The organism is Streptomyces sp. NPDC025651 (assembly GCF_055558735.1).
Genome location: NZ_JBVHLZ010000008.1, coordinates 386,586 through 412,079, shown reverse-complemented (window position 1 = coordinate 412,079; position 25,494 = coordinate 386,586). Strand labels below are relative to the sequence as shown.

The 25,494-nt window shown below is 71.0% G+C and carries 22 protein-coding genes and 1 pseudogene; 7 read left to right on the top strand and 16 right to left on the bottom strand.

Annotation, left to right across the window (positions count from 1 at the left end; genetic code table 11):
- Positions 1-25 precede the first annotated feature (25 nt).
- From hpnD to ACZ4D5_RS28320, 9 genes are all read right to left on the bottom strand, one after another.
- Entirely contained in the window at positions 26-976 is a 951-nt protein-coding gene (gene hpnD, locus ACZ4D5_RS28360; protein ID WP_467775245.1) for a presqualene diphosphate synthase HpnD, read from the bottom strand.
- Positions 973-1,872, bottom strand: a complete 900-nt coding sequence (gene hpnC / locus ACZ4D5_RS28355) for a squalene synthase HpnC (protein WP_467775244.1) — start codon at positions 1,870-1,872, stop codon at positions 973-975. Before hpnC ends, hpnD begins: the two co-directional genes overlap by 4 nt.
- A gap of 347 nt (positions 1,873-2,219) precedes the next feature.
- Complete coding sequence (locus ACZ4D5_RS28350) at positions 2,220-3,026, bottom strand: ABC transporter ATP-binding protein (protein WP_467775243.1); 807 nt, start codon at positions 3,024-3,026, stop codon at positions 2,220-2,222.
- Positions 3,019-3,960 (bottom strand): ABC transporter permease, encoded by a 942-nt coding sequence (locus ACZ4D5_RS28345; protein ID WP_467775242.1) that lies wholly within the window; start codon positions 3,958-3,960, stop codon positions 3,019-3,021. The genes ACZ4D5_RS28350 and ACZ4D5_RS28345 overlap by 8 nt, the downstream gene beginning before the upstream one ends.
- A 95-nt stretch (positions 3,961-4,055) precedes the next feature.
- Positions 4,056-4,901, bottom strand: a complete 846-nt coding sequence (locus tag ACZ4D5_RS28340) for a glycosyltransferase family 2 protein (protein ID WP_467775352.1) — start codon at positions 4,899-4,901, stop codon at positions 4,056-4,058.
- 44 nt (positions 4,902-4,945) lie between these two features.
- Positions 4,946-5,725 (bottom strand): CDP-alcohol phosphatidyltransferase family protein, encoded by a 780-nt coding sequence (locus tag ACZ4D5_RS28335; RefSeq protein WP_467775241.1) that lies wholly within the window; start codon positions 5,723-5,725, stop codon positions 4,946-4,948.
- Positions 5,703-6,770, bottom strand: a complete 1,068-nt coding sequence (locus tag ACZ4D5_RS28330; protein WP_467775240.1) for an iron-containing alcohol dehydrogenase family protein — start codon at positions 6,768-6,770, stop codon at positions 5,703-5,705. The genes ACZ4D5_RS28335 and ACZ4D5_RS28330 overlap by 23 nt, the downstream gene beginning before the upstream one ends.
- Positions 6,758-7,510 carry a phosphocholine cytidylyltransferase family protein gene (locus tag ACZ4D5_RS28325; protein ID WP_467775239.1) on the bottom strand — a complete coding sequence of 251 codons (753 nt, stop codon included), beginning with the start codon at positions 7,508-7,510 and terminating at the stop codon, positions 6,758-6,760. Before ACZ4D5_RS28325 ends, ACZ4D5_RS28330 begins: the two co-directional genes overlap by 13 nt.
- Entirely contained in the window at positions 7,507-9,318 is a 1,812-nt protein-coding gene (locus ACZ4D5_RS28320) for a DUF5941 domain-containing protein (protein WP_467775351.1), read from the bottom strand. The genes ACZ4D5_RS28325 and ACZ4D5_RS28320 overlap by 4 nt, the downstream gene beginning before the upstream one ends.
- 553 nt (positions 9,319-9,871) lie before the next feature.
- Between ACZ4D5_RS28320 and ACZ4D5_RS28315 the strand changes: the two genes are divergently transcribed.
- The 3 genes from ACZ4D5_RS28315 to idi all read left to right on the top strand — a co-directional run bounded on the left by ACZ4D5_RS28315 (position 9,872) and on the right by idi (position 13,055).
- A complete protein-coding gene (locus tag ACZ4D5_RS28315; protein WP_467775238.1) occupies positions 9,872-10,810 on the top strand; it encodes a cation diffusion facilitator family transporter in 939 nt (312 codons plus the stop codon).
- Positions 10,811-11,056: 246 nt separating this feature from the next.
- A complete protein-coding gene (locus tag ACZ4D5_RS28310) occupies positions 11,057-12,316 on the top strand; it encodes a GNAT family N-acetyltransferase (RefSeq protein WP_467775237.1) in 1,260 nt (419 codons plus the stop codon).
- 145 nt (positions 12,317-12,461) lie between these two features.
- Entirely contained in the window at positions 12,462-13,055 is a 594-nt protein-coding gene (gene idi, locus ACZ4D5_RS28305) for an isopentenyl-diphosphate Delta-isomerase (RefSeq protein WP_467775236.1), read from the top strand.
- Between the two features lie 3 nt (positions 13,056-13,058).
- Here the strand turns inward: idi and ACZ4D5_RS28300 are convergent, their stop codons facing one another.
- Entirely contained in the window at positions 13,059-13,535 is a 477-nt protein-coding gene (locus ACZ4D5_RS28300) for an ATP-binding protein (protein ID WP_467775350.1), read from the bottom strand.
- Positions 13,536-13,664: 129 nt separating this feature from the next.
- Entirely contained in the window at positions 13,665-14,312 is a 648-nt protein-coding gene (locus tag ACZ4D5_RS28295) for an HdeD family acid-resistance protein (protein WP_467775235.1), read from the bottom strand.
- Positions 14,313-14,422: 110 nt separating this feature from the next.
- On the opposite strand from ACZ4D5_RS28295, the gene ACZ4D5_RS28290 reads away from it, so the two are divergent.
- Positions 14,423-15,175 carry an enoyl-CoA hydratase/isomerase family protein gene (locus ACZ4D5_RS28290; RefSeq protein WP_467775234.1) on the top strand — a complete coding sequence of 251 codons (753 nt, stop codon included), beginning with the start codon at positions 14,423-14,425 and terminating at the stop codon, positions 15,173-15,175.
- Between the two features lie 25 nt (positions 15,176-15,200).
- On the opposite strand, the gene ACZ4D5_RS28285 is transcribed toward ACZ4D5_RS28290, so the two are convergent.
- Positions 15,201-15,833, bottom strand: a complete 633-nt coding sequence (locus ACZ4D5_RS28285) for a DJ-1/PfpI family protein (RefSeq protein WP_467775233.1) — start codon at positions 15,831-15,833, stop codon at positions 15,201-15,203.
- 7 nt (positions 15,834-15,840) lie between these two features.
- Positions 15,841-16,836, bottom strand: coding sequence for a GlxA family transcriptional regulator (locus tag ACZ4D5_RS28280; RefSeq protein ID WP_467775232.1), 996 nt, complete (start codon positions 16,834-16,836; stop codon positions 15,841-15,843).
- Positions 16,837-16,951: 115 nt separating this feature from the next.
- On the opposite strand from ACZ4D5_RS28280, the gene ACZ4D5_RS28275 reads away from it, so the two are divergent.
- From ACZ4D5_RS28275 to ACZ4D5_RS28265, 3 genes and pseudogenes are all read left to right on the top strand, one after another.
- Positions 16,952-17,842 carry an SCO6745 family protein gene (locus ACZ4D5_RS28275; RefSeq protein WP_467775231.1) on the top strand — a complete coding sequence of 297 codons (891 nt, stop codon included), beginning with the start codon at positions 16,952-16,954 and terminating at the stop codon, positions 17,840-17,842.
- A gap of 95 nt (positions 17,843-17,937) precedes the next feature.
- A pseudogene (locus ACZ4D5_RS28270) lies at positions 17,938-18,066 on the top strand (LPFR motif small protein); the annotation flags it as partial.
- Positions 18,067-18,180: 114 nt separating this feature from the next.
- Positions 18,181-20,586, top strand: a complete 2,406-nt coding sequence (locus ACZ4D5_RS28265; protein ID WP_467775230.1) for a Tex family protein — start codon at positions 18,181-18,183, stop codon at positions 20,584-20,586.
- A 37-nt stretch (positions 20,587-20,623) separates the two neighbouring features.
- Here ACZ4D5_RS28265 and ACZ4D5_RS28260 read toward each other — a convergent pair whose 3' ends face one another.
- The 3 genes from ACZ4D5_RS28260 to ACZ4D5_RS28250 all read right to left on the bottom strand — a co-directional run bounded on the left by ACZ4D5_RS28260 (position 20,624) and on the right by ACZ4D5_RS28250 (position 25,438).
- Entirely contained in the window at positions 20,624-22,282 is a 1,659-nt protein-coding gene (locus tag ACZ4D5_RS28260) for an ABC-F family ATP-binding cassette domain-containing protein (RefSeq protein ID WP_467775229.1), read from the bottom strand.
- A 230-nt stretch (positions 22,283-22,512) separates the two neighbouring features.
- On the bottom strand, positions 22,513-23,544 hold the full coding sequence (locus ACZ4D5_RS28255) for an oxidoreductase (protein WP_467775228.1): 1,032 nt from the start codon (positions 23,542-23,544) through the stop codon (positions 22,513-22,515).
- A 214-nt stretch (positions 23,545-23,758) separates the two neighbouring features.
- Positions 23,759-25,438: a BCCT family transporter gene (locus tag ACZ4D5_RS28250; protein ID WP_467775349.1), complete on the bottom strand. Its 1,680-nt coding sequence runs from the start codon at positions 25,436-25,438 to the stop codon at positions 23,759-23,761.
- Positions 25,439-25,494: the final 56 nt, after the last annotated feature.

The following is a 25,494-nucleotide window of genomic DNA, read 5'->3' as shown; positions in this document are numbered from 1 at the left end:
GCCCCACGATCACCCTGGATGCGCATCACACACGCCTCCTGATGGTCTGTCGTGACACGTTCCGCGCGTCGAGGCCGGACAGGCCGCGCACGGCGACGTACGCCTTCTCGCGACCGGGCAGCGAGACGCGGCCACGCAGGACCGCCTCCGGCTCCCGCTCGATGCGGTCCAGGAGGCGGCGGTAGATGCCTGCCATGGCCGCCACACAGGCACCACTGCGCCGGTCCAGCATCGGCAGCAGGCGATAACCCTCGGCGAACAGGGCACGAGCGCGGCGCACTTCGAAGTGGACGAGGCCCGCGAAGTCCGACCCGGCGGGCGGCTCGGAGCCCGAAAACCCGGCGGAACAGCCGAACTTGGCGAGGTCCTCGGCGGGCAGATAGGTCCGCCCGCCCTCCGCGTCCTCGCGAACGTCCCTGAGAATATTGGTGAGTTGGAGCGCCAGACCGAGCGTGTCCGCGTACTCCGGCGCGCGGTCGGCGTGGAGCGCCCCCCGCTCCGTGCCGAACACGCCGAGTGAGAGCCGCCCGATCGCCCCGGCCACACAGCGGCAGTAGACCTTCAGGTCCTCCCACGTCTCGTAGGTCTCGCCGCGTACGTCCATCAGGACCCCGTCGATGAGTTCGTCGAGGCCGCTCATCGGGATGGGGAAGTGCGCGGCGGCGTGCGCGAGGGCGACCGCCACCGGGTCGGTGTCGTCCTCCTCCACCTCGCCCGCGCTGATCCGGGCGAGCAGCGCCCGGGTGTCGTCGAGCCGGTCCGCCTTGACGTCCGGCGCGAGCGCGCCGTCGCCGATGTCGTCCACCCGCCGCGAGAGCGCGTAGAGCGCGGACATGGCACGCCGCTTCGGCGTCGGCAACAGCCTGATGCCGTACGCGAAATTGCGCGCCTGCTGTCCGGTCACTGCCTCGCAGTAGCTGTACGCGGCGAGCACCGGCGCGGACACGTGCGGAACTGTCTCCACGGTCCGGCTCACCCCTCTCCTCGCAGAACCGCCCCTGCTTCACGCAGCAATCGGGGCTTGGTGGGCTTGGGTGGTCCAGGAAGCACGTCGTATCCGGCAGCGACGATCGCCTGGACCGCCGCCCTCCCCCCTGCCACGAACCCCGCCAGCAGCAGCTTCAGCCTGCCGTGGACGCTACCCACCAGGGGGGTGCCTTCATTCAGGAGGCCGCGGGCGCGTTCTGTTTCGTATGCGACCAGAGCGCGCACCGAAGCGCCCGCCGTGGGCCGGGCGAGATCGGACTCGCTCACGTGGAATCGCTTCATGTCCTCGGCGGGCAGGTAGATGCGGTCGCGCCGCAGGTCCTCGGCGACGTCCTGGAGGTGCTCGACGATCTGCAGACCGGTGCAGACGGCGTCCGACCTGCGGATGCGCTCGGGGGTCTGGGTGCCGGTGATGGCGAGTACGAGGCGGCCGATGGGGTTCGCGGAGAGCGCGCAGTAGGCGACGAGGTCGTCGTAGGTCTCGTAGCGCGAGACGAGCTGGTCCTGGCGGTTGGCCGCGATCAGGGCCAGAAAGGGCTCCGCCGTCACGCTCCCGCGCTCGGCGACCGGGCGCAGCGCCCGCAGCAGCGGATGACCGGCGCCGGCACCGTCGAAGACCCTGCGCAGGTCCGCCTCGACCGCGTCCAGCAGCCTCAGCGGATCCGTGGCGGCCGCCCCGTCCACCCCGAGATAGCGGGCGTGGGCGGCTCCGGGGGCGAGATCACCGTCGCCGATGTCGTCGATGAGGCGGACGACGCCGTACACGGCCATGAGGTCCTCGCGCCAGGCCCGGGGCAGAAAGAAGGGCGCCACGGGAAAGTTCTCGTCCGCGGCCTTGTCGAGGACGGCGGATGCATCGCGGAGCTGGAGATCATCCGTAGCCATTGCCGTCACATCTCCCGTTCTACACTGCCGACCCAATACATCCTATTTCGGACACGCCGCCCGGCTCTCCGCGACGCGGACCACGCTCCGGGCCGGGGCGCCGCGCGATATCGCCCCACTTGCCGCGAATCAGCACCGGTACAGCTTACGTTGTACAACCCATGGCGCATCGTCGGGGTGTTCCGCACATCACAACAACGCACCGATTGGCGTCAATCTTCCCTGGGCGAGGGTGAGTTGAGAGGCGGACGGGGCAGCGGGGACCCCAGGACACGACAGGGCCCCGCCGGGTTCTCCCCGGCGGGGCCCTGCTGCCGAACGGGTGGCGGCCCGATGGCTCGATCGGGCTACTTGCCCGTGAACTTCTCGTACTCCTTGATGACCTCGTCGGTCGGTCCGTCCATGCGCAGCTCTCCGCGCTCCAGCCACAGCACGCGGTCGCAGGTGTCGCGGATCGACTTGTTGTTGTGGCTGACCAGGAAGACCGTGCCCGCCTCCTTGCGGAGCTCGCGGATGCGGGCCTCGGAGCGCTTCTGGAACTTGCGGTCGCCGGTGGCCAGGGCCTCGTCGATCATGAGGACGTCGTGGTCCTTGGCGGCCGCGATGGAGAAGCGCAGGCGGGCCGCCATGCCCGAGGAGTAGGTGCGCATCGGCAGGGTGATGAAGTCGCCCTTCTCGTTGATGCCGGAGAAGTCGACGATCTCCTGGTAGCGCGCCTTGATCTGCTCGCGGGACATGCCCATGGCGAGCCCGCCGAGAATGACGTTGCGCTCGCCGGTGAGGTCGTTCATCAGGGCCGCGTTCACCCCGAGCAGCGAGGGCTGGCCGTCGGTGTAGACCTTGCCCTTCTCCGCGGGGAGCAGGCCCGCGATGGCCCGCAGCAGGGTGGACTTGCCCGAGCCGTTCGAGCCGATCAGGCCGATGGCCTCGCCCCGGTAGGCGGTGAAGCTGACCCCGCGCACGGCGTGCACCTTGCGCACGCCGCGCTCCTCGCCGCGCCGGAGGATGCGGCTCAGCGCGGAGGTGGCGCTGCCCTTGCCCGTCTTCGCGCCGTTGACGCGGTAGACGATGTGCAGCTCGTCGGCGATGACGGTGGGGATGTGCGCCTTGGCGACGTCGTCGGCCTTGTCGAGGGTGGTCTTGTCGTCAGCCACGGCCGTACCGCTCCTCAGCCTTCCAGAAGTACACGAACCCGCCGACGGCGACGAGGAGGGCCCAGCCGACGGCCACTTCCACGGCGTGCGGCGGCAGATTCCTCTCCCAGCCATAGCCGTCGATCAGCGCCCACCGCATCATGTCCATGTAGATGGCCGCCGGGTTCCACTGCAGGATGTCGGCCACCCAGCTCGGCCTGTCCTTGAGCATGATCGGGATGGAGAACATCACGCCGGACGCGTACATCCACGTACGCATCACGAACGGCATCAGCTGCGCGAGGTCCGGGGTCTTGCTGCCCAGCCGCGCCATGATCATCGCCAGGCCGGTGTTGAACAGGAACTGCAGCGCCAGGATCGGGACGATCAGCAGCCACTTCAGCGTCGGATAGCTGCCGAAGCCGATCGTGATGAGGAACAGCACGATCATCGAGAACAGCAGCTGCTGGAGCTGCTGCAGCGAGAACGAGATCGGCAGCGAGGCGCGCGGGAAGTGCAGCGCGCGCACGAGGCCGAGGTTGCCCGAGATCGCGCGGACGCCCGCCATCACCGAGGACTGCGTGAAGGTGAAGACGAACACGCCGGTCACCAGGAAGGGGATGTACACGTCCTTCCCCATGCCGCGGTCGGCGCCCAGGATCAGGCCGAAGATCAGGAAGTAGACGAGCGCGTTCAGGAGCGGCGTCGCCACCTGCCACAGCTGGCCGAGCTTGGCCTGGCTGTACTGGGCGGTCAGCTTCGCCTGCGAGAAGGCGAGGATGAAGTGGCGCCGTCCCCAGAGCTGGCGGACGTACTCGACGAGTCCGGGCCGTGCGCCGCTGACGGTCAGACCGTACTTGGCGGCGAGGTCGGCCCGGGAGAGCCCGTCATCGGGCGGCGGAGTCGACAGGGATGCTGTCACGGCGACCCCGCCGTCATGCGTTGTCTCACTCACGAGTGGAAACTTTCGTCTTCAGATGCGCAGCCGGTCGGGCGTAGGCGTGGGCCAGGGACCGGGGTATGGCCCAGATGCTCTCAGACCCGAGCTTGTCAGATGACAGGAGGTCGGCCCAGTCGGGTCAGCCGCCACACCGTACGCCACTTCATGGGCTTGCGCGGTCCGCAGGGCGTGGTCCAGCCCTCCTTGAAGCCGCCGAACCAGGCCTTGAGGGCGGGGCCCGAGGGGCGCCGGGCGAGGGTGAGGAGCAGCCAGACCCCGAGGTAGACGGGGACGAGCGGCGCGGGGAGGTTGCGGCGGGCGAGCCAGACGCGGTTGCGGGCCACCATGCGGTGGTAGACCGCGTGCCGCGACGGCGCGGTCGTCGGGTGGAACAGCACCATGTCGGAGCGGTAGTCGATCATCCAGCCCGCGTTCAGCGCGCGCCAGGCGAGGTCGGTCTCCTCATGGGCGTAGAAGAACTCGTCCGGGAGTCCGCCCACCTCGGCGATGACCTTCGTACGGACGGCGTTGGCGCCGCCGAGGAACGTGGTCACGCGCGAGGAGCGCATCGGGTCGGAGGCGCGCAGGCGGGGCACGTGGCGCCGCTGGGTCTCCCCCGTCTCCGGGTCCGCGATGCGGAAGCTGATGATGCCGAGTTCGGGATCGGCGGCGAAGGCCTCACGGCACAGCTGGGCCGTGTCCATGTTCGCGAGGAGGCCGTCGTCGTCCAGGAAGAGCAGGATGTCGACGTCGGTGCCGCCAGGGCCGAACGCCTCGATGCCGACGTTGCGGCCGCCGGGGATGCCGAGGTTCTCGGGCAGCTCGACGGTGCGTACGCCGGAGGGGACGTCCGGCACGGGGGCGCCGTTGCCGACCACGACCACCTCGACCGGGTCGCCGTCCTGCTTGGCGACCGAGTCGAGGAGGGCTCGCAGCTCCTGCGGCCGGTTGCCCATCGTGATGATGACGGCGCCGACCTTCAGCTTGTCTGCCGGGGTGTTCACTTCAACCTGCTCGATACGAGGATGGACACGAGGTGGAGCAGGGTCTGCAGGAGCGCGATGCCCGCGAGCACCGCGACGCCGAGACGCGAGAAGAACAGGTCGCCCCGTGCCTGGTCCACGATCGCGAGGACCAGGATCAGCAGGGACGCCTCGACACCGAGGATGAGGCGGTGGAACTTCAGCGCCGCGGCCGCCTTGCGGGCCAGCGCCATGCCGGACGAGCGCGGCTCGGACGCCGACTCCTTGACCGGCTCCTTGCCCGTCTGGTGGCGGGCGACGCCGACGAGGTCCGTCTCGGCCTTGATCAGGATCGCGCCGAGGGCGGCCAGGGTGCCGAGGAAGGCCCACAGCCAGTCGATGCGCCCGCTGCCCCACAGGTCGGCGGCGCGCAGGCCGAAGCCGACCAGGACCGCGGCGTCGCACAGGTAGGCGGCGACCCGGTCGAGGTAGACGCCGGCCATCGAGTACTGCTTCTTCCAGCGCGCGATCTCGCCGTCGACGCAGTCGAGCAGCAGGTAGAGCTGGACCGCGAGCACCCCGAGCACGGCACCGGTGATGCCCGGCACCAGCAGGGCCGGGGCGGCGAGGGCGCCGGCGACGGTCATCACGTAGGTCAGCTGGTTGGGCGTGACCCGCGTGTTCACCAGGTGCCGGTCGACGCGCAGGGAGACCTCGCGCATGTAGAGCCGGCCGGCCCAGTGCTCGCCGCTCCGCCGGTCCTTCACCCCCGGGGGGTGGACGACCGGGCGGAGCTCAGCTACCGATGGTTTTTGCATAGTCGGCGTATGCGTCCCTGATCTGGTCGGTGGACAGGTCGAGGTGTTCGAGGATCGTGTAGCGGCCCGGGCGGGTCTGCGGAGCGAACTCCACGACCTTCACGAACTCGTCCACGGTGAAGCCGATCTCCTCGGGCAGCACGGGCAGGCCGTGGCGGCGCAGGACCTGGGCCATGAACGCCGACTCCTCGCGGGCACCGCGCAGGTGCATCGCGAAGGCCGCCCCCAGGCCGCACTGCTCGCCGTGGCTGGCCGCGCGCTTGGGGTAGAGGAGGTCGAAGGCGTGGTTGATCTCGTGGCAGGCGCCGGACGCCGGGCGGGAGTCGCCCGACACGGACATCGCGATGCCGGTGAGGACCAGGCCTTCGGCGAGGACCTGCAGGAAACCGTCGTCGCCGACGCCGCCGGGGTGGCGCAGCACGGCCTCGCCGGCCTGGCGCGCCATGGCGGCCGCGAGGCCGTCGATGTCCTCGCCGCGCTCGCGGGCGGCGAGCTCCCAGTCCCGGATCGCGGAGATGTTGGACAGGGCGTCGCCGATGCCGGAGCGGACGAAGCGGACGGGCGCCTCACGGATCACATCGAGGTCGATGACGACCGCGATGGGGTTCGGCACGCCGTACGAGCCGCGGCCCGCGTCGTTGTCGAGGGTCGCGACCGGCGAGCAGAGGCCGTCGTGCGACAGGTTCGTCGCGACGGCGACCAGCGGCAGGCCGACGCGCGCCGCGGCGAACTTGGCGCAGTCGATGATCTTGCCGCCGCCGAGGCCCACGATCGCGTCGTAGCGGCCCGACTTCTTGATGGCGTCGGCGAGCTTGATGGCGTCGTCCAGCGTGCCGCCACCGACCTCGAACCACTCCGCGCCGCTCAGCGAGGGCGAGAGCCGCTCACGGAGCACCGCGCCGGAGCCACCGCTGATGGCGATGGCGAGCTTGCCGGTCGACGAGCAGATCCGCTGGTCGGCGAGGACATCGGCCAGGTCGTCGATCGCCCCCGGCCGAATGTCGACGACGACCGGCGAGGGGATGAGCCTCGTCAGTACTGGCACGCGATCTCCCGGCCCTTGGCGAGGTCGTCGTGGTTGTCGATCTCGACCCACTTGACGTCGCCGATCGGCGCCACGTCGATCTTGAAGCCGCGGTTGACGAGCTCCTGGTAGCCGTCCTCGTAGTAGAGGTCGGGGTCGCGCTCGAAGGTGGTCTTCAGCGCGTCGGCGAGCTCGTCGGCCGCCTCGCCCTCGATGAGGGTGACGCCGATGTACTCACCGGTGGCCGTGGCCGGGTCCATGAGCTTGGTGATCTTCTGGACGCCCTTCTCGGGGTCCACGATGACCTTCATCTCCTCGTCGGCGAGGTTCTTCACCGTGTCGAGGGCGAGGATGATCTTCTTGCCGTCGCCGCGGGCGGCGAGCAGCGTCTTCTCGACGGAGACCGGGTGCACGGTGTCGCCGTTGGCGAGGATCACCGAGTGCTTGATCGCGTCACGGCCGCACCACAGGGAGTAGGCGTTGTTCCACTCCTCGGCCTTGTCGTTGTCGATCAGCGTGAGCTTGAGGCCGTACTTCTCCTCCAGCGCCGCCTTGCGGTCGTAGACCGCCTCCTTGCGGTAGCCGACGATGATCGCGACCTCGGTCAGACCGATCTCGGCGAAGTTCTTCAGGGTGAGGTCGAGGACGGCCAGCTCGTTCTCGGTTCCCTCGCCCACGACGGGCACCAGCGCCTTCGGCAGCGTTTCGGTGTAGGGGCGCAGACGCCGGCCGGCGCCGGCGGCCAGGACGAGGCCGATCATGCGGGTTCTCCTTCATCGTGTACGGCGGGTGCACCGAGTTTGTGGGCGGTCACCCAGAAGCGGATGCTCTCGACGAGCACCACGAGTGCCACGGCCACGGCGAGCGCCGTGAGCGCGACGGTGAAATCTGTGGTGGGCAGCAGGGCCGCGGCCAGCGCGACCACGAGGGTCCTGCCCTCCTGGCCGCCGATCGCCCGCACCAGCCAGCGCGGGGGTGCGCCGGTGCCGCCCTTGATGCGGTACACCGTGTCGTAGTGATGGTAGGCGACCGCGGCCACGAGCCCGAAAGCCGCGGGAAGCGCTCCGTTCACATCGGCTTTGGCCGCCAGTACCAGGACCGTGCCGTACTCGGCGGCGCGGAAGAACGGCGGGACCAGCCAGTCGAGGGGGGCCTTGAGAGGGGTCCCCAGAGCGAGGCCCGACAGGATGACGTACGCCACCGCGGCCACCACGACGACAGGGCTGCCGTAGGAGTTGGCCAGTGCCGTGCCGACGACCGCGGCGCCGCCCGCGAAGGCGATGACCGGCGCGGGGCGCAGCCAGGGGCGACGGCCGAGGGCGGCGAACGCGGAGGCCAGCGGGCCGTTGTCGGCGAGGTCGCCGAGGGCCCGCGCGGCGCGGTCGGTGCGGGTCGCCTTGCGGGTCAGCGAGCGCAGGACGCGGCCCGCCGTGGTGTAGCAGGCGGCGAGCGCGCAGCCGACGAGCAGGACGACCAGGGTGACGCGCGGGGTGGTGAGCGCGGTGAGCACGGCGATCATCGCCCAGCGCTCGCCGATCGGCAGCACTATCATCCGGCGCGCCCAGACCGTCCACCCGACGCTGTCGAGCTTGTCCGAAAGGGCCGCGGTGGGGCTGGTGTTGGCGGTGGCGGCGACGCTGTCTGCGTTTGCCTCGTTGAAGGAGAAGTCCACGACGTGCCGGCAGGTCTGCAGGATCATCGCGCCGAGGGCAAGGGCCCACACGTCGTCGCCGCCGCGGGCGGCGCCGAGCGCGAGGCCCGCGTAGTACGCGTACTCCTTGGCGCGGTCGAACGTCGCGTCCAGCCAGGCGCCGAGCGTCGAGTACTGCAGGGAGTAGCGGGCGAGCTGTCCGTCCGTGCAGTCCAGGACGAAGGAGAAGAGCAGCAGCAGGCCTGCCGCGACGAAGCCGCCGCGCGTGCCGGTCGCCGCGCAGCCCGCCGCGATCAGGGCGGTGAGCAGCGAGGCGGTGGTGACCTGGTTCGGGGTCAGTCCCCGGCGGGCGCACCAGCGGGCGATGTAGCGGGAGTACGGGGAGATGCAGTACGTGGTGAAGAAGCCGTCCCGCGACTTGACCGCCGTACGCAGCCGCACGGCTTCGTCGTCGACGGCGGCGACGGCCTGCCGCGCCTCGTTCCGCGCCTGCGGATCGGTGGGCACGGTGGCGACGAGGGTGCCGAGCTCGGGGCGGTGCACGTCCGTGGCCGCGGACTCCATGGCCGCGGCGATGTCGTCCGGCAGCGCGTCGAGCGTCACGACGCCGCCCGCGGCGGTGGCCATCGCGCGCAGGGCGCGGGTCAGCTCCTTGCGGACCTGGGGCTGTGCGGTGACGGCGCCGGTCACGGCGGACGCGGGGAAGCGGGGGTCGGTGAGACCGAGGCGCAGGGCGTGGACGTGGCCGACGAAGCGCGCGTCGACGACCGCGACCCTTTGGTCGCCGGGCACGGCGGCGAGCAGCGTCTCGACGTCCGCCGCGTCGGAGGCGACCCGCACGTCGAAGCCGAGGGACCGCAGATCGCCTTCGAGCGGCGACCCGGGGACCGGCTGACCGGTGAGGATGGCGGTCGACAGACGAACTCACTCCTTGAGTCCCGGCGCGGCTCGCGCCGGGCACATGCGTAAGGGGGACGCCCATGGCCCACAGCGGCCGGGCGGCACGTCGGCAGAGGCTATCGGATGATGGGAAGCGGGCGTTCATCACCCGTTCACGCCCCGATAAGGGCGGCCTGCGAGGGCCTGGGCCTTGGCGATCATCATGGTGGAAGAGGGGCCGCGCCCACAAACCGCGCCCACACGGTGCCCGGCTTGCCCGCATAGCGCCCACTCGGTGCCCCGCACGGGCCGAAGCCGCTTTTGTACGCGGATCGAAGGCGTTCCCGTACGCGCAACGATCACCCTGATCGGTGAGATGTGTGCGGACAGCGCCCCGCCGCACCCCGGAGCTGATCGTTCCGAGGCTCTGACCTGCACCCTCTCCTTGCCGGTAATCATTGCCATTTTCGCAGGTCAGAGCATATGACAACGGTGTTCAGTGCCGCGTTGCCAGATACCCCCCACCCGTAGTTCACTGTGGGCGCGCGACCACCGAACAGCAGACCGATGACCGACGCGGGAGGGCGGCTCCATGGGGGCTGGGCACGATCACGGACACACGCACGGGGCACCGACCACGGGGACGGCGGCCAACGCCCACAAAGGGCGGCTGCGGACAGCGCTCATCATCACGATCACCGTCATGCTGGCGCAGATAGCGGGCGGCATCCTGGCCGACTCCCTCGCGCTCGTCGCGGACGCGGCGCACATGGCGACGGACGCGCTGGGCCTCGGCATGGCCCTGCTCGCCATCCACTTCGCCAACAGGCCCGCCACCGAGAACCGCACCTTCGGCTACGCACGCGCCGAGATCCTCGCCGCGCTCGCCAACTGTCTGCTGCTGCTCGGCGTCGGCGGCTACGTGCTCTACGAGGCGGTGCAGCGCTTCATCACGCCCGCCGAGACACACGGCGGCCTCGCCATCTGCTTCGGCGTCTTCGGCCTCGTCGCGAACATGATCTCGCTCTCGCTCCTGATGCGCGGCCAGAAGGAGAGCCTCAATGTGCGCGGCGCCTTCCTGGAGGTCGTGGCGGACACCCTCGGCTCGGTCACGGTCATCGTCTCAGCGACCGTGATCATGCTCACCGGGTGGCAGGCGGCCGACCCGATCGCCTCGCTCGTGATCGGCTTCATGATCGTCCCGCGCACGGTGAAGCTCCTGAAGGAGACCCTGAACGTGCTCCTGGAGTCGGCGCCCAAGGGCATCGACATGAGCGAGGTGCGGGCCCACATGCTCGAACTGCCGGGCGTCGAGGAGGTCCACGACCTGCACGCCTGGACGATCACTTCGGGCCTGCCCGTGCTCTCCGCCCACGTCGTGGTCGGCTCCGACACCCTCGACGCGATCGGCCACGAGAAGATGCTGCACGAGCTCCAGGGCTGCCTCGGCGACCACTTCGACGTGGAGCACTGCACCTTCCAGCTGGAGCCGAGCGGGCACGCGGAGCACGAGGCGAAGGTCTGCCACTGAGCGACCGGGCGAGGGCCGGGTCACCACGTTGCGTGTTATCGTGGCCAGAGATTCTTGAGGACTGAGGAGGTGGGTTGATGACTGTCGTGACGAGCGCTGCTCTCGCACTGCGCAGCGACACGTGCATCCCCACTTCCCGGGTCCACGGCTGACGTCCCTCACCTTTCACAGGTCTCCTCTTCGTACGTCTCGACGCGTACGTCGCACACGTCCGCCGGGCCCCTCTCACTCAAGGGTTTCCCTACGTTGACCGACAACGCTTCTTCCGTCACCGACGCCTTCTTCGCCCTGCACCACGGACTTCCCCGGCAGGGCCCCGGCTCCGACGACACCACCCGGCGGCTGCTCTCCCTCGTGGGGGCGCTGCCCGAGCGGCCGCGCGTGCTGGATCTCGGCTGCGGACCCGGCCGGGCCTCGCTCCTGCTCGCCGCCGAGGCCGGCGCCGAGGTGACCGCCGTCGATCTGCACGAGCCGTTCCTCGACGAGCTGCGCGCGTCCGCACGGGCGCGCGGGCTCGAAGGATCCCTCACCGCCGTCAACGCCGACATGTCCGAACTCCCCTATCCGGACGGTTCGTTCGACCTCGTCTGGGCCGAGAGCTCGGTCTACGGCATCGGCTTCGACACCGCTCTGGGCGCCTGGCGGCGCCTGCTCGCCCCCGGTGGGGCGCTCGTCCTCACCGAGTGCGAATGGACGACCGCCGAGCCGTCCGCCGCGGCACGCTCCTTCTGGGAGCGGCACTACACGCTGCGGACGGGCGAGGAGAACCGCCGGGCCGCCACCGGCGCCGGGTACTCCGTGCTCGGCGTGCACCCGCAGCCCGAGTCCGACTGGGACGAGTACTACGGCCCGCTGGCCGCCCGCGCGGACGCGGCGGATCCGGGCGCTCCCGGCATGGCCGAGGCGCTCGCCGCCACCCGCGAGGAGATCGCGATGCGGCGCGAGCACGGGACGGAGTTCGGCTACACCGGCTACGTCCTGCGGCCCGCGGACTCCTGGCCGACCCGGCCGGAGACCGCGGCCGACGTCGCGGCGGTGCACGCCGTGAACGCCACCGCCTTCGAGACCGAGGCGGAGGCCGACCTCGTCGACGCGCTGCGCGCGGACCCCGAGGCCTGGCTGCCGGGCCTGTCGTTCGTCGCCGAGGCGCCGAACGGCTCGGTCGCGGCGTACGCGCTGATCACCCGCTGCCGGGTGGGCGGCGCGCCCGCCCTCGCGCTCGCGCCCTGCGCGGTCCTGCCGGAGTACCAGCGGACGGGGGCCGGCTCGGCCGTCGTGCGCGCCGTACTCGATGCGGCACGCGCGCGTGGCGAGCGGCTCGTCCTCGTCCTCGGGCATCCCGCGTACTACCCGCGGTTTGGTTTCAAGCCTGCTTCCGGGTACGGGATCCGGCCAGGGTTCGAGGTGCCCGACGAGGCGATGATGGCGCTCGTCCTGAACGAGTCCGACGGTTCCGCGCCGCTGCCGCAGGGCACGATCAAGTATCCGACCGCTTTCGGGGTCTGAGGCCCTGAGGGACGCTTCTGCCCAGAGGCGTCCCCGCATGTCCCGTCGCGCCCGCGCGCGAGGGGACATGCGGGTCCTCGGAGGGCCGGGAGTGTCCGGAAAGTACGGCAGACTTGAGGTTCGAAGACCGAAGCGAAGGATGGGTATGCCGATCACACCTGCCACCGCGGCGAACAGCTCGTCGAACGGCACCGGAGAAGCGATCTTGCTGGAACTCGTGGACGAGGACGGCAGGACGATCGGCACAGCGGAGAAACTCTCCGCGCATCAGGCCCCCGGACAGTTGCATCGGGCCTTCTCCGTCTTCCTCTTCGACGAGCAGGGGCGGTTGCTGCTCCAGCAGCGGGCCCTCGACAAGTACCACTCCCCCGGCGTCTGGTCGAACACCTGCTGCGGTCACCCCTACCCGGGCGAGGCACCGTTCGCCGCGGCGGCCCGGCGCACGTACGAGGAGCTGGGCATCTCGCCCTCGCTGCTCGCCGAGGCGGGCACGGTGCGCTACAACCACCCGGACCCGGACTCGGGGCTCGTCGAGCAGGAGTTCAATCACCTGTTCGTGGGCATGGTGCAGGCCCCGCTGCGGCCCGACCCCTCCGAGGTCGGCGCGACCGCGTTCGTGACGGCACAGGAGCTGGCCGTGCGGCACGAGGAGGGACCGTTCTCCGCGTGGTTCATGACCGTGCTCGACGCGGCACGGCCCGCCATCAAGGAGCTGACCGGTCCCTCCGCGGGCTGGTAGCCGCTAGACGCCGTCGGGCTTCAGGGGCAGGGCCGCCCAGATGACCTTGCCCCCACTCGCGGTGTGCTCGACGTCGCAGGCACCGCCCGCCTCCTGGGTGATCTCGCGTACGAGAAGGAGTCCCCTGCCGCCCGTCTGCCCGTGGTCCGCGACCAGGGCCGTCGGGCGGTAGGGGTGGTTGTCCTCGACGGACACCCGCACCCACTCGGCGCCGACGGCGACCTCCACCGCGAGCATCGGCGAGAGCAGGGCCGCATGGCGCACCGCGTTGGTCACCAGCTCGGAGACGATGAGCAGCAGGCCCTGGATCAGGTCGTCGGACGCGGGGACGCCCTGCCGGGCCAGCAGGTCCCGCACCGCGTGCCGCGCCTGGGGCACGGAGGCGTCGACTGCGGGGGCGGTGAAACGCCATACGCCCTCGTACGGCACAGGTCCGTCGCACCTGGGGAGCGGGCCGGAGCCCCTCCCGTCGTTCTCCATCGTCCGGTCGCCGCCCTTGCGCTCGATTGTCACCACACATCGAGTGTTGGTAATGCTCTGGTCCGGACCGCGCTACTGACCAGAAGTCAGCGACTATCGACGGGATTTGATCGGTGGCGTATGACAGGGTCAGTTGTGTGACTGTTCCTGCTCTCCTTGTTCTGCCTTCACGCGTTCTTCAGGTTGTACGAGGCTGACGATGCGGCGCCCGCCGACGCCGGTGGCGATCAGGCCGAGGCCGTCGACGAGCAGTTCCAGGGAGAAGAAGAACCCGATGACGTACTGACTGCTGCTGGGCCAGTCGGCGAGGACCAGGATGCCGATCAGCAGGCCGAAGGCGCCCTGCAGCAGGGTCATGGCGAACTGCGGCCCCCGCACCACCAGGCTGCCGACCAGGCGGAACACGCCGCCCGTGAGGAAGAGCAGGGCGGCGAACATGGTCAGCGCCTCCGCCGCCACGTCGGGCCTGCGGATGATCACCACGCCCGCCGCGAGGTTCAGCGCGGCCACCACGACGCCCAGCCAGAAGAAACTGGTACCCCGCGACTGAATGGCGTGCAGCAGGCCGACGACGCCACCGATCAGCAGGAGCCAGCCGAAGAGCAGCATGGAGGTCAGCGTGGCGACGCCGGTGTAGACGAGGCCGACGAGACCGGCCACCGCCAGGATCACGCCGAGCACCGCGAGCCAGCCGAAGCTGCGGCTGAGGCGTGCGCCCTGGGCCTGCGCGCTCTCGTTCCCCGGGTCGGTGGGCTTGGCGTCCTTGAGTCTGGCCATGAGCGTCTCCGTATCGCTCGGCGGAGCCTTGTGCGCCCCATGTTCCTCGTGCGCGTTCCGTCCCACCCTTCTTGATCGTACGTTCGAGGGGTGCGGATAGCATCCGGCGCATGGAGCCGCAGCTGAGGCACACCGTCACGGACGGCGTCGCCACCGTCGTCATCGACCATCCGGCCAAGCGCAACGCCATGACGGCGGACATGTGGCGCCAGGTGCCGCCGCTGTTCGCGGGGCTCGCCGCCGACCCGGCCGTGCGCGCCGTCGTGCTCACCGGTGAGGGCGACACCTTCTGCGCGGGCGCCGACATCTCCTCGCTGCGCGAGTCGGGGGGCACGGCCCAGGAGCTCGCGGTGCTCGCCGAGGAGGCCGTCGCGGCCTTCCCCAAGCCGACGCTCGCCGCCGTACGGGGCTACTGCGTGGGCGGCGGCTGTCAGCTCGCGGGGGCGTGCGATCTGCGGTTCGCGGACGAGGGGGCCTTCTTCGGGATCACCCCGGCGAAGCTCGGCATCGTCTACTCCGCGTCGTCCACCCGGCGCCTGGTCTCCCTCGTGGGGCCCGCCACCGCCAAGTACCTGCTCTTCTCCGGGGAGCTGATCGACACCGAGCGGGCGCTGCGCACCGGCCTGGTGGACGAGGTGCTGCCCTCGGGCGAACTGGACAAGCGGGTCGCGGAGTTCACCCGGGTCCTCGCGGCGCGCTCGCAGCTGACGCAGGCCGCCGCGAAGGAGTTCGCGGCGGGGCGCACGGACCGGGACGCGTACTGGGCGCGGCAGGCGCGCGGCAGCGGCGACACCGCCGAGGGTGTCGCCGCCTTCCTGGAGCGCAGGCAGCCGCGCTTCACGTGGACCGTTCGGGGCGACTGAGCCACCGCAGGGCCCTCACCCGGCCTCACTGGTCGAAGCGGCTCCCGTCGCGGAACTTCGCGACGATGTGCGCGGGGGCCTTCTCCGGCGATCCGGCGTCGTACGGCGGCTGGGGGTCGTACTCGGTCAGGAGCTGGACGGTCTGCGCGTGCTCGTCGCCCGCGATCCTGCCCGCCAGGGCGAGGCCCATGTCGATGCCCGCGGAGACACCGGCGCCCGTCACGTACTTGCCGTCGAAGACGACCCGCTCCCCCGTCGGCTCGACGCCGAGCCTCGCCAGCTCGGGGAGGGCCAGCCAGTGCGAGGTGGCGCGACGGCCCTTGAGGAGCCCCGCGGCGGCGAGGGCCAGGGAGCCGGTGCACACCGAGGTCGTCCAGGTGGTGGTGGCGTCCACGGCGCGGAGCCAGCCGAGGAGCTCTTCGTTCTCCATCTGGTCGCTCTGCCCGGGGCCGCCGGGGACGACCACGATGTCGGGGCGCCGCACCTCGTCGAAGGTCTTGCCCGCGACGAGCCGGAGGTTGCCGCTGTCGTCGCCCACCGGGCCCGTCCGCTCGGCCACGAAGACCGTCTCGGCGCCGGGGAGGCCGCTGAGCATCTGGTACGGGCCGACGGCGTCCAGGACGGTGAAACGCTCGTACAGGGCGATGGCGATCTGCATGGTGTCCCTATCGGTGAGTGCCGGATGTGATGGATGTGGCGGTCCGCGCGGGGTGGAAGCGGCGGCGGTACTCGGCCGGTGCCGTGCCGAGCGCCTTGACGAAGGCGCGGCGCATGGCCTCGGGCGTGCCGTAGCCGCAGGCGCGTGACACCTCCTCCACCCCGTCGGAGGTGTCCTCCAGGAGCCTGCGCGCGTGTTCGATGCGGACGCGCTCGACGTACTTGCCCGGTGTCAGGCCGGTCTCCGTCTGGAAGGCGCGGGCGAAGTGGCGGGGCGAGAGGCGGGCGCGCGCGGCGAGCGCGTCGACCGAGAGGTCGTCGTCCGGGTGCTCGGTGATCCACTGCTGGACCTCGCGCAGCGGCTCGCGCCGCGCGGTCTGCGTGGCGAGCTGGACGCTGAACTGCGCCTGGTTTCCCGGGCGCCGCAGGAAGACCACGAGGTACCGGGCGACGGTGAGCGCCACCTCGCGGCCCAGGTCCTCCTCCACGAGCGCCAGGGCGAGGTCGATGCCGGCGGTGACCCCGGCGGACGTCGCGACATGGCCGTCGCGTACGTAGATGGGGTCGGGGTCGACCTCGATGCCCGGGTGGTCCTTGGCGAGCTGCTCGCAGGACGCCCAGTGCGTCGTCACCCGGCGGCCCTCCAGGAGGCCTGCCTCGGCGAGCGGGATCGCGCCCGTGCAGACGGACACCAGGCGCTCGGCGCGCGGGCCGTTCGCCCGCAGCCAGTCGACGAGCCCGGGGTCCGCGCCGCGGGTGCCGCTGCCGCCCGGGACGAGCAGCGTGTGCGGCACGGGGGCGTCGGGCAGCGCGCAGTCCGGGACCACGGTGAGGCCGCTGGAGGTCCGCACCGGGCCGCCGTCCAGGGAGGCGGTGCGCACGAGATAGCCGCCCTCGGGGTCGCCGAGGCAGTGTCCCGCGCCCGTGAACACCTCCACGGGGCCTGTGACATCGAGGCTCTGGACGTCGTCGAAGAGGACGACCAAGACGGTGCGCTGCTCCATGTCCTCGATTCTTGGCCCGGCGCGGGATGGCCGCAATGACGAGTACCCCACCTTTCCTGCCATCCGTGACGAAGGCCTCGCGCCCCACATACCAACCAGTAGGTACCGTGCCCTCATGACCTCTTCGACGACCTCGTCCTCGGCCGCCGCGCTCCACCCGCGCGCCGGACGCCGCTGTCACAACGTGCTCAACTCGCTGCACTCGACGCACTACTTCTCGTCCGACGTGACGCGGGAGCTGGGCGGGCTCGGGATAACCCACCCCAGCGCGGTCAACTTCGCCGTGCGCTCCGCGGCGCTCGGCGCCGTCGGCCCCGGCACCGTGGCCGCCGCGTTCTACAACTACAAGTACGAGCTCGTCGCGGCACACGTCCCCGACGTGTGGCGGACCGCCTCCCCCGAGGACGTGCTCGCGGCACGCCTGCGGGGCGTCGACACGACGCTGCGGCGCCTGCTCGGCGAGGAGCTCGTCGCCTCGCCGGAGATGGCGGAGGCCGCCACGCTCGCGCTGCGCGCCGCCGAGGCCTGCACCCGCGGCGCGCGTCCGCTGTACGCCGCACACGCCGACCTGCCCGTCCCCGAGGCGCCGCACCTGGCCTACTGGCACGCGGCGACGCTGCTGCGCGAGCACCGCGGCGACGGGCACCTGACGGTGCTGCTCGGCGCCGAACTCGACGGCGTCGAGGCCCTGGTGAGCCACACCGCGACCGGCAAGGGCATGACCCCGAAGTGGATCTTCACGACACGGGGCTGGAACCAGGACGAGTGGGACGCCGCCGTGGAGCGGCTGCGCGGCCGCGGACTCCTGGACGGCGAGGGCGAGTTGACGGAGGCCGGCGAGGCGCTGCGCCGGGACATCGAGGCGGAGACGGACCGCCTCGACCGGGCGCCCTACGAGCACTTGGGCGCGGCGGGCGTCGAGCGGCTCACCGAGCTCGGCACCACGATCATCGGGACGGCGCTGCGGGCCGGCGCGTTCCCCGCGGACCTGCTCGGCAAGCGCTGAGCCGTACGTCACGCATGGCAACGGGCGTGCGAGGTACCCGTCCGTCGTCCGGAGCCGCCGACCCGGCGGCTCCGGCGGACGAAAGGGGAAACTTCATGTTCCGTGCCATCGCGGACGTACTGCGACAGATCGCCGCCGCCATCGCCACCGTCGTCACGCTGCCGTTCCGGGCGCTGGCCCGGCTGTTCGGCGGAGCCTCCCGTTCCGCGGGGCGGGGCGGCAGGGGCGCCGGTCGGCGGTCGGGGCGCGTGGGCCGGGCCCGCCGGGTCTGATCACCCGTTGTCGGCACCACCTGCCACAATTGCCCGGCAACCTCAGTGAGAAGGCGGTACCGGAACGTGGCAGCTTTGACGACGTCCACTCCAGCGTCCATCGAAGGCAGGATCGCCGAAGAACTCGGCGTACGGGAGCGGCAGGTGAAGGCCGCCGTCGACCTGCTCGACGGCGGCTCCACGGTGCCCTTCATCGCGCGCTACCGCAAGGAAGCGACCGAGATGCTCGACGACGCGCAGCTGCGCACGCTCGAAGAGCGCCTGCGCTACCTGCGCGAGCTGGAGGACCGGCGCGCCGCGATCCTCGACTCGGTCCGTGAACAGGGCAAGCTCACCGACGAGCTGGAGGCGCGGATCCGCGAGGCGGACACCAAGGCGCGCCTGGAGGACATTTACCTGCCCTTCAAGCCGAAGCGGCGCACGAAGGCGCAGATCGCCCGCGAGGCCGGCCTCGAACCGCTGGCGGACGGGCTGCTCTCCGACCCGACCGTGGAGCCGCAGGCCGCCGCGGCCGCGTTCGTGGACGCCGACAAGGGCGTCGCGGACCCGCAGGCCGCACTGGACGGCGCCCGGGCGATCCTCGCCGAGCGGTTCTCGGAGGACGCCGACCTGATCGGCGAGTTGCGCGAGCGCATGTGGGTGCGCGGCCGCCTCGCCGCGAAGGTCCGTGAGGGCAAGGAGGAGGCGGGCGCCAAGTTCGCCGATTACTTCGACTTCGCCGAGCCCTTCAAGGAGCTGCCCTCGCACCGCGTCCTCGCGATGCTGCGCGGCGAGAAGGAGGAGGTCCTCGACCTCGTCCTGGAGCCGGAGGAGGCCGACGCCACACCGGGGGTTGCGTCTTCGTACGAGGGCATCGTCGCCCAGCGCTTCGGCATCGCGGACCGCGGCCGCCCCGCCGACAAGTGGCTTCAGGACACGGTGCGTTGGTCCTGGCGCACCCGGATCCTCGTCCACCTCGGCATCGACCTGCGACTGCGGCTGCGGACGGCCGCCGAGGACGAGGCGGTGCGGGTCTTCGCGTCGAACCTGCGCGACCTGCTGCTCGCGGCCCCCGCGGGCACGCGCGCCACGCTGGGCCTCGACCCCGGTTTCCGTACGGGTGTGAAGGTCGCCGTGGTCGACGCCACCGGCAAGGTCGTCGCGACCGACACGATCCACCCGCACGTCCCCGCCAACAAGTGGGACCAGTCCCTGGCCACGCTCGCCCAGCTCGCCAAGGAGCACGCGGTCGACCTGATCGCCATCGGGAACGGCACGGCGTCGCGCGAGACGGACAAGCTCGCCACCGAACTCATCGCCAAGCACCCCGACTTGAAGCTCACCAAGGTGATGGTCTCCGAGGCGGGCGCCTCCGTGTACTCGGCGTCGGCCTTCGCCTCCCAGGAGCTCCCCGACCTCGACGTGTCCCTCCGCGGCGCCGTCTCCATCGCGCGACGCCTTCAGGACCCGCTCGCCGAGCTCGTGAAGATCGACCCGAAGTCCATCGGCGTCGGCCAGTACCAGCACGACCTCTCCGAAGTGAAGCTCTCCCGCTCGCTCGACGCGGTCGTCGAGGACTGTGTGAACGGCGTCGGCGTGGACGTGAACACCGCCTCCGCCCCGCTGCTCGCCCGGGTCTCCGGCATCGGCGCGGGCCTCGCGGAGAACATCGTGGCGCACCGCGACGCGAACGGCCCGTTCAAGAACCGCAAGGGCCTCAAGGATGTCGCCCGGCTCGGCCCGAAGGCGTACGAGCAGTGCGCGGGCTTCCTCCGCATCCGCGGCGACGACCCGCTGGACTCCTCCAGCGTGCACCCCGAGGCGTATCCCGTGGTGCGCAAGATGGTGAAGTCGGCGGGCGGCGAGGTCGCCTCGCTGATCGGCAACACGGCGGCGCTGCGCGCGCTGAAGCCGGGTGAGTTCGTGGACGAGGTCTTCGGACTGCCGACGGTCACCGACATTCTCAAGGAGCTGGAGAAGCCCGGGCGCGACCCGCGTCCCGCCTTCAAGACGGCGACCTTCAAGGACGGCGTCGAGAAGATCTCCGACCTCGCCTCCGGGATGGTGCTCGAAGGTGTCGTCACCAACGTGGCCGCGTTCGGCGCCTTCGTGGACGTGGGCGTCCACCAGGACGGGCTGGTGCATGTCTCCGCCATGTCGAAGACGTTCGTCAAGGACCCGCGCGACGTCGTGAAGCCCGGCGACATCGTCAAGGTGAAGGTCATGGACGTCGACATCCCGCGCAAGCGGATCTCGCTGACACTGCGCCTGGACGACGAGGCGGCCGCCTCCGGCGAGGACCGGCAAAAGCGGGGCGGGCGTCCGCCGCAGCAGCGGCAGGGCCAGCGGCAGGGACAGGGGCAAGGTCAGCGCGGTGGCGGACGGGGCGGTCAGCGCGGGCAGAAGCCGCAGCGCCAGGCGCCGCCGCCCGCCAACGACGCGATGGCCGAGGCGCTGCGCCGGGCCGGGCTCGTCGACCCCAAGCGGCGCTGACGTACTGCCGTACCGAGCGGCGCCGAGGTGGCGGAGGTCAGAGTGACAGCTCGGTCACTTTGCCCTCCGCCACCTCCAGGCGGCGCGACACCTGGACGGCGTCGAGCATCCTGCGGTCGTGCGTGACCAGGAGCAGCGTGCCCTCGTAGGACTCCAGGGCCGACTCCAGCTGCTCGATCGCCGGCAGGTCGAGGTGGTTCGTCGGCTCGTCCAGGACGAGGAGGTTGACGCCGCGGCCCTGGAGCAGCGCCAGGGCCGCGCGGGTGCGCTCGCCCGGTGAGAGCGTCGCCGCCGAGCGCAGCACGTGGTCGGCCTTGAGTCCGAACTTGGCGAGCAGCGTGCGGACTTCGGCCGGTTCGGTGTCGGGCACGGCCGCGCAGAACGCGTCGAGCAGGGACTCCTCGCCGTGGAACAGCGCGCGGGCCTGGTCGACCTCGCCGACCAGCACGCCCGAGCCGAGGGCCGCGTGGCCCGCGTCCAGCGGGACGCGTTCCAGGAGGGCGCCGAGCAGCGTCGACTTCCCCGCGCCGTTCGCGCCGGTGATCGCCACGCGGTCCGCCCAGTCGATCTGCAGGGTGACCGGGCCCAGTGTGAACGCGCCGCGGCGCACCTCCGCGTCGCGCAGGCTCGCGACGACCGCGCCCGAGCGCGGGGCCGACGCGATCTCCATGCGGAGCTCCCACTCCTTGCGGGGCTCCTCGACGACCTCAAGGCGCTCGATCATGCGCTGCGTCTGGCGGGCCTTCGCCGCCTGCTTCTCGCTGGCGTCGCTGCGGAAGTTCCGGCCGATCTTGTCGTTGTCGCCGCCGCCTGCCTTCGCGGCCTTGCGGCGGGCGTTCTTGACGCCCTTGTCCGCCCAGGAACGCTGCATCTGGGCGCGGCTCTGGAGCGCGGCCTTCTTGTCGGCGTACTCCTCGTAGTCGTCGCGGGCGTGGCGGCGGGCCGTCTCCCGCTCCTCCAGGTAGGCGTCGTAGCCGCCGCCGTAGAGGTTGATCTGCTGCTGGGCCAGGTCGAGTTCGAGGACCTTGGTGACGGTGCGGGTGAGGAACTCGCGGTCGTGGCTGACGACGACCGTGCCGGCGCGCAGGCCGCGCACGAAGCTCTCCAGGCGCTCCAGGCCCGCGAGGTCCAGGTCGTTGGTCGGCTCGTCCAGGAGGAACACGTCGTACCGGGACAGGAGGAGGGAGGCGAGGCCCGCGCGGGCCGCCTGGCCTCCGGAGAGCGACGTCATCGGCTGGTCGAGGCCGACGGCGAGGCCGAGGGAGTCGGTGACCTCCTCGGCGCGCTCGTCGAGGTCGGCGCCGCCGAGGGCCAGCCAGCGCTCCAGGGCGTTGGCGTAGGCGTCGTCCGAGCCGGGGGCTCCGTCGACGAGTGCCTGGGTGGCCTCGTCCATGATCCGCTGCGCCTCGGCCACGCCGGTGCGGCGGGCCAGGAAGGCGCGGATCGTCTCGCCCGGGCGGCGGTCCGGTTCCTGGGGCAGGTGGCCGACGGAGGCGGTGGGCGGCGAGAGCCTCAGCTCGCCTCCCTCCGGGGTGGTCAGGCCCGCGAGCAGCTTCAGGAGGGTGGACTTTCCCGCTCCGTTGGCGCCGACCAGGCCGATGACGTCGCCGGGGGCGACGACCAGGTCAAGACCGGAGAACAGGGTGCGGTCGCCGTGGCCGGCGGCGAGATCTTTGGCGACGAGGGTTGCGGTCATCAGGGGGTGATTGTAGGACGTCGGGGGGGTTGGGGGTGGGCCTCGCGTGGGGGGCCTCGTGTGGGGCGGGGACGCGGGGGTATGTACGTGCTCGCCATCCCTGCGCCGCGCCGCACGGACAAAGGCGCCAATGTTTCCTCGGTGCTCCGCGCGCACATACCCCCGCGTCCCCTCGCGCGCGTTTACGGCCGCGGGGCCGGGGGTGTGCTGTGATCCCAAGGGGACCTTTCCTACGGTGACGTCGGTGCGACCAGCACGCTGGTGGAGGTGCGGGCCACCACGTAGGCGTCGCCCTTTGTGGTCTTGGGTGCCAGCGGGACCCTGTGCTCGCCCGGTTCGAGCACCTCGTCGAAGACCTCGTGCACGCGGGTGCGGGACAGGCGGTCCAGGCGGTAGGCCGTCAGTCGGACCCGGCACGTCGAGGTGACCTCGAGCTCCGCCGAGCGGGGGTCGGCCGCCAGGCGGGTGAGGCGGCGCTGTTCCTGGGGGCTGCGGTCCAGGGCGTACTCGATCTGGGCTACCAGGAGCGGGATGATCGGGGCGAGGCCGTCGACGTAGGCGACCTCGACCCCGGCCCGGTCGAAGGCCTCGCGCACGGAGGTCCGGGTCGTGTCGGGGACGGCGCGGCCGAAGGCGACGGCGCCGTAGGTGCGCAGTTCGTCCGGTGGGACGCCCGCCGCGTCCGCCGCGATCTCCGCGCCGATGCCGATCGTGCGGAGCGCGGCGGCCAGCTTGGCGAGGACCGCGACGCGGGCTCCGATCAGCAGGACGCGGCGGCGGGCCTGCGGTTCGCCCTCGGTGAGCAACTGGCCCAGCGCGTCGCGGTATTCGGTGCCTCTGAAGCGGAAGGGCCCTATGCCGTGGTAGCCGTTGAGCGTCAGATCGGCGGGTTCGGCGGTCTGCCAGGCGAAGTCCCGCCAGACGAAGTCGTCGCTGCCGTCGGTGGCCTTCTCGATCACCGCGGTGACCGCGCCGCACTCCAGGCCCTCGCATTCGGGGCAGCCGTATATGACGTACCGGCCGTCGCGCAGGGGTGCCTCCGCCTCCAGGAGCAGTCTGCGGACATGGGCCGTGAAGATCGCCGGCGGGATGTCGGCGGCGAGCGGGGAGACGGCGTCGAGGTCGGACAGTTGGAACAGCAGGGGGCGCCCGTTCACGATGAAGTCGACGAAATCACGGTGCACTTGATAGCCACCGTCGGCGAGGACCCCACCGGCGCGCATGGCCGGTGCCAGACCGAAGGTCGCGTACTCGGCAGACATGCTGTGAGTATCCCCACCAGATGTGTGATGTGAGCACGGCATCACACATTCCGCTACGCAGGCCGCTCACGTCCCTGTGTGTACGGGGAGTTGACGGGGCGCGGCGGGTTCCTCGGCGTACGGATGGTCGAGGGCGTACATGCCGGGACACCGTTGGACGGGCTGGTGCCCAGGAGGCGGCGCGGATGGTGGGCGTCGCCTCCTGGGCTGCCGGTCAGCGGGTCTCGACCGGGTCGTTGTCCCTCTCGGGGCCGTCGCCGTTGTCGTCCTGGGCGGGGCCGATCTGGAGCTCGAACTCGCCGTCGTACTGCTCGTGACCGGCGATCACGGCCTTCTCGACGGCTTCCGTGCCGTGCTCACCGCGCACGATCAGCGGGTCGTGGCGCAGGTCCCGCATCAGGGCCACGCACATGCCGATCATCACGAGGGTGAAGGGCGCCGCGACGAGGATCGTCAGATTGCGCAGGCCCGTGAGCGCGTCGTCCTTTCCGTCGCCGATCAGGAGCATGATCGCGGCGACGGCGCCGGTCACCATGCCCCAGAAGATCACGACGAGCCGGCCGGGTTCGAGGGCGCCCTTCTGCGAGAGCGTGCCCATCACGATGGACGCCGCGTCCGCGCCGGACACGAAGAAGATGCCGACGAGGATCATCACCAGCAGGCTGGTGACCGTGGCGATCGGGTACTCGTGCAGGAGGCCGAAGAGCTGCGCCTCGGGCGTCGTCTCGTCCTTGAGGCCGCCCCGGCTCGCGACCGTCATGGCGCTGCCGCCGAAGACGGCGAACCAGATGAGGCTGACCGTGCTCGGCACCAGGATGACGCCGCCGACGAACTGGCGGATCGTGCGGCCGCGGCTGATGCGCGCGATGAACATGCCGACGAAGGGCGTCCAGGAGATCCACCAGGCCCAGTAGAAGACCGTCCAGCCGCTCAGCCACTCCGCGACGCCCTTGCCGCTGGACGCCTCGGTGCGGCCGATCAGCTGCGGCAGGTCGTCGAGGTAGGCGCCGATCGACGTCGGCAGCATGTCGAGCATGATGACGGTGGGGCCCGCGATGAAGACGAACACCACGAGCAGCAGCGCGAGCACCATGTTGATGTTGGACAGCCACTGGACGCCCTTCTCCACACCGGAGACGGCGGACGCCACGAAGGCCAGGGTCAGCACGGCGATGATCACGACGAGCAGCCCCGTGCCCGCGTTCTTCATCCAGTCGAGGACCTCGATGCCGCTGCCGATCTGCAGGGCGCCCAGGCCCAGCGAGGCGGCCGAGCCGAAGAGCGTGGCGAAGATGGCGAGGATGTCGATGACCCGGCCCCACGCACCGCTCGCGTGCTTCTTGCCGATGAGCGGCTCGAAGACGGCGCTGATGGTCTGCCTGCGGCGGCGCCGGAAGGTGCTGTACGCGATGGCGAGGCCCACGACCGCGTAGATCGCCCAGGGGTGCAGCGTCCAGTGGAAGAGGGTGGTGGCCAGCGACGTCTCCATCGCCGCGGCCTTGTCCGCCGGGTCGGTGCCCGGCGGTGGCGTCATGAAGTGGGCGAGCGGTTCGCTCACGCCGTAGAACATCAGGCCGATGCCCATACCGGCGCTGAACATCATGGCGACCCACGAGACGGTGCGGAACTCCGGCTCCTCGCCCTCCTTGCCGAGGGTGATCTTTCCGTACCGGCTGACGGCCAGCCAGAGCGCGAAGACGACGAAGCCGGTGGCGGTCAGCATGAAGAACCAACCGCCGTTGTGCATCAGACCGTTGAGCATGTCCGTGGAGACATCCTCGAGCGAGTCCGTCGCCACCGCGCCCCAGACCACGAAGGCCAGGGTGAGCCCGGCGGTCACGCCGAACACCACCCGGTCCGTCTGTGGGGACCGGCCGGCGGGGGCGGGCGCCATGATGTCGTGCGCCCCTCCCCCGTCGTCCGCCTTTTGCTGATCCTGCGTCACAGGTG

What these genes read in the sequence shown, in the direction of transcription:
- ACZ4D5_RS28280 (WP_467775232.1), bottom strand. Translation starts at nt 16,836, where the DNA reads ATGGAGCAGCGCACCGTCTTGGTCGTCCTCTTCGACGACGTCCAGAGC.
- ACZ4D5_RS28290 (WP_467775234.1), top strand. Translation starts at nt 14,423, where the DNA reads ATGGAGCCGCAGCTGAGGCACACCGTCACGGACGGCGTCGCCACCGTC.
- ACZ4D5_RS28335 (WP_467775241.1), bottom strand. Translation starts at nt 5,725, where the DNA reads ATGCAAAAACCATCGGTAGCTGAGCTCCGCCCGGTCGTCCACCCCCCG.
- ACZ4D5_RS28315 (WP_467775238.1), top strand. Translation starts at nt 9,872, where the DNA reads ATGGGGGCTGGGCACGATCACGGACACACGCACGGGGCACCGACCACG.
- ACZ4D5_RS28260 (WP_467775229.1), bottom strand. Translation starts at nt 22,282, where the DNA reads ATGACCGCAACCCTCGTCGCCAAAGATCTCGCCGCCGGCCACGGCGAC.
- hpnC (WP_467775244.1), bottom strand. Translation starts at nt 1,872, where the DNA reads ATGGCTACGGATGATCTCCAGCTCCGCGATGCATCCGCCGTCCTCGAC.
- ACZ4D5_RS28300 (WP_467775350.1), bottom strand. Translation starts at nt 13,535, where the DNA reads ATGGAGAACGACGGGAGGGGCTCCGGCCCGCTCCCCAGGTGCGACGGA.
- ACZ4D5_RS28325 (WP_467775239.1), bottom strand. Translation starts at nt 7,510, where the DNA reads ATGATCGGCCTCGTCCTGGCCGCCGGCGCCGGCCGGCGTCTGCGCCCC.
- ACZ4D5_RS28340 (WP_467775352.1), bottom strand. Translation starts at nt 4,901, where the DNA reads ATGGGCAACCGGCCGCAGGAGCTGCGAGCCCTCCTCGACTCGGTCGCC.
- ACZ4D5_RS28275 (WP_467775231.1), top strand. Translation starts at nt 16,952, where the DNA reads ATGACCTCTTCGACGACCTCGTCCTCGGCCGCCGCGCTCCACCCGCGC.
- ACZ4D5_RS28250 (WP_467775349.1), bottom strand. Translation starts at nt 25,438, where the DNA reads ATGGCGCCCGCCCCCGCCGGCCGGTCCCCACAGACGGACCGGGTGGTG.
- ACZ4D5_RS28285 (WP_467775233.1), bottom strand. Translation starts at nt 15,833, where the DNA reads ATGCAGATCGCCATCGCCCTGTACGAGCGTTTCACCGTCCTGGACGCC.
- ACZ4D5_RS28255 (WP_467775228.1), bottom strand. Translation starts at nt 23,544, where the DNA reads ATGTCTGCCGAGTACGCGACCTTCGGTCTGGCACCGGCCATGCGCGCC.
- idi (WP_467775236.1), top strand. Translation starts at nt 12,462, where the DNA reads ATGCCGATCACACCTGCCACCGCGGCGAACAGCTCGTCGAACGGCACC.
- ACZ4D5_RS28295 (WP_467775235.1), bottom strand. Translation starts at nt 14,312, where the DNA reads ATGGCCAGACTCAAGGACGCCAAGCCCACCGACCCGGGGAACGAGAGC.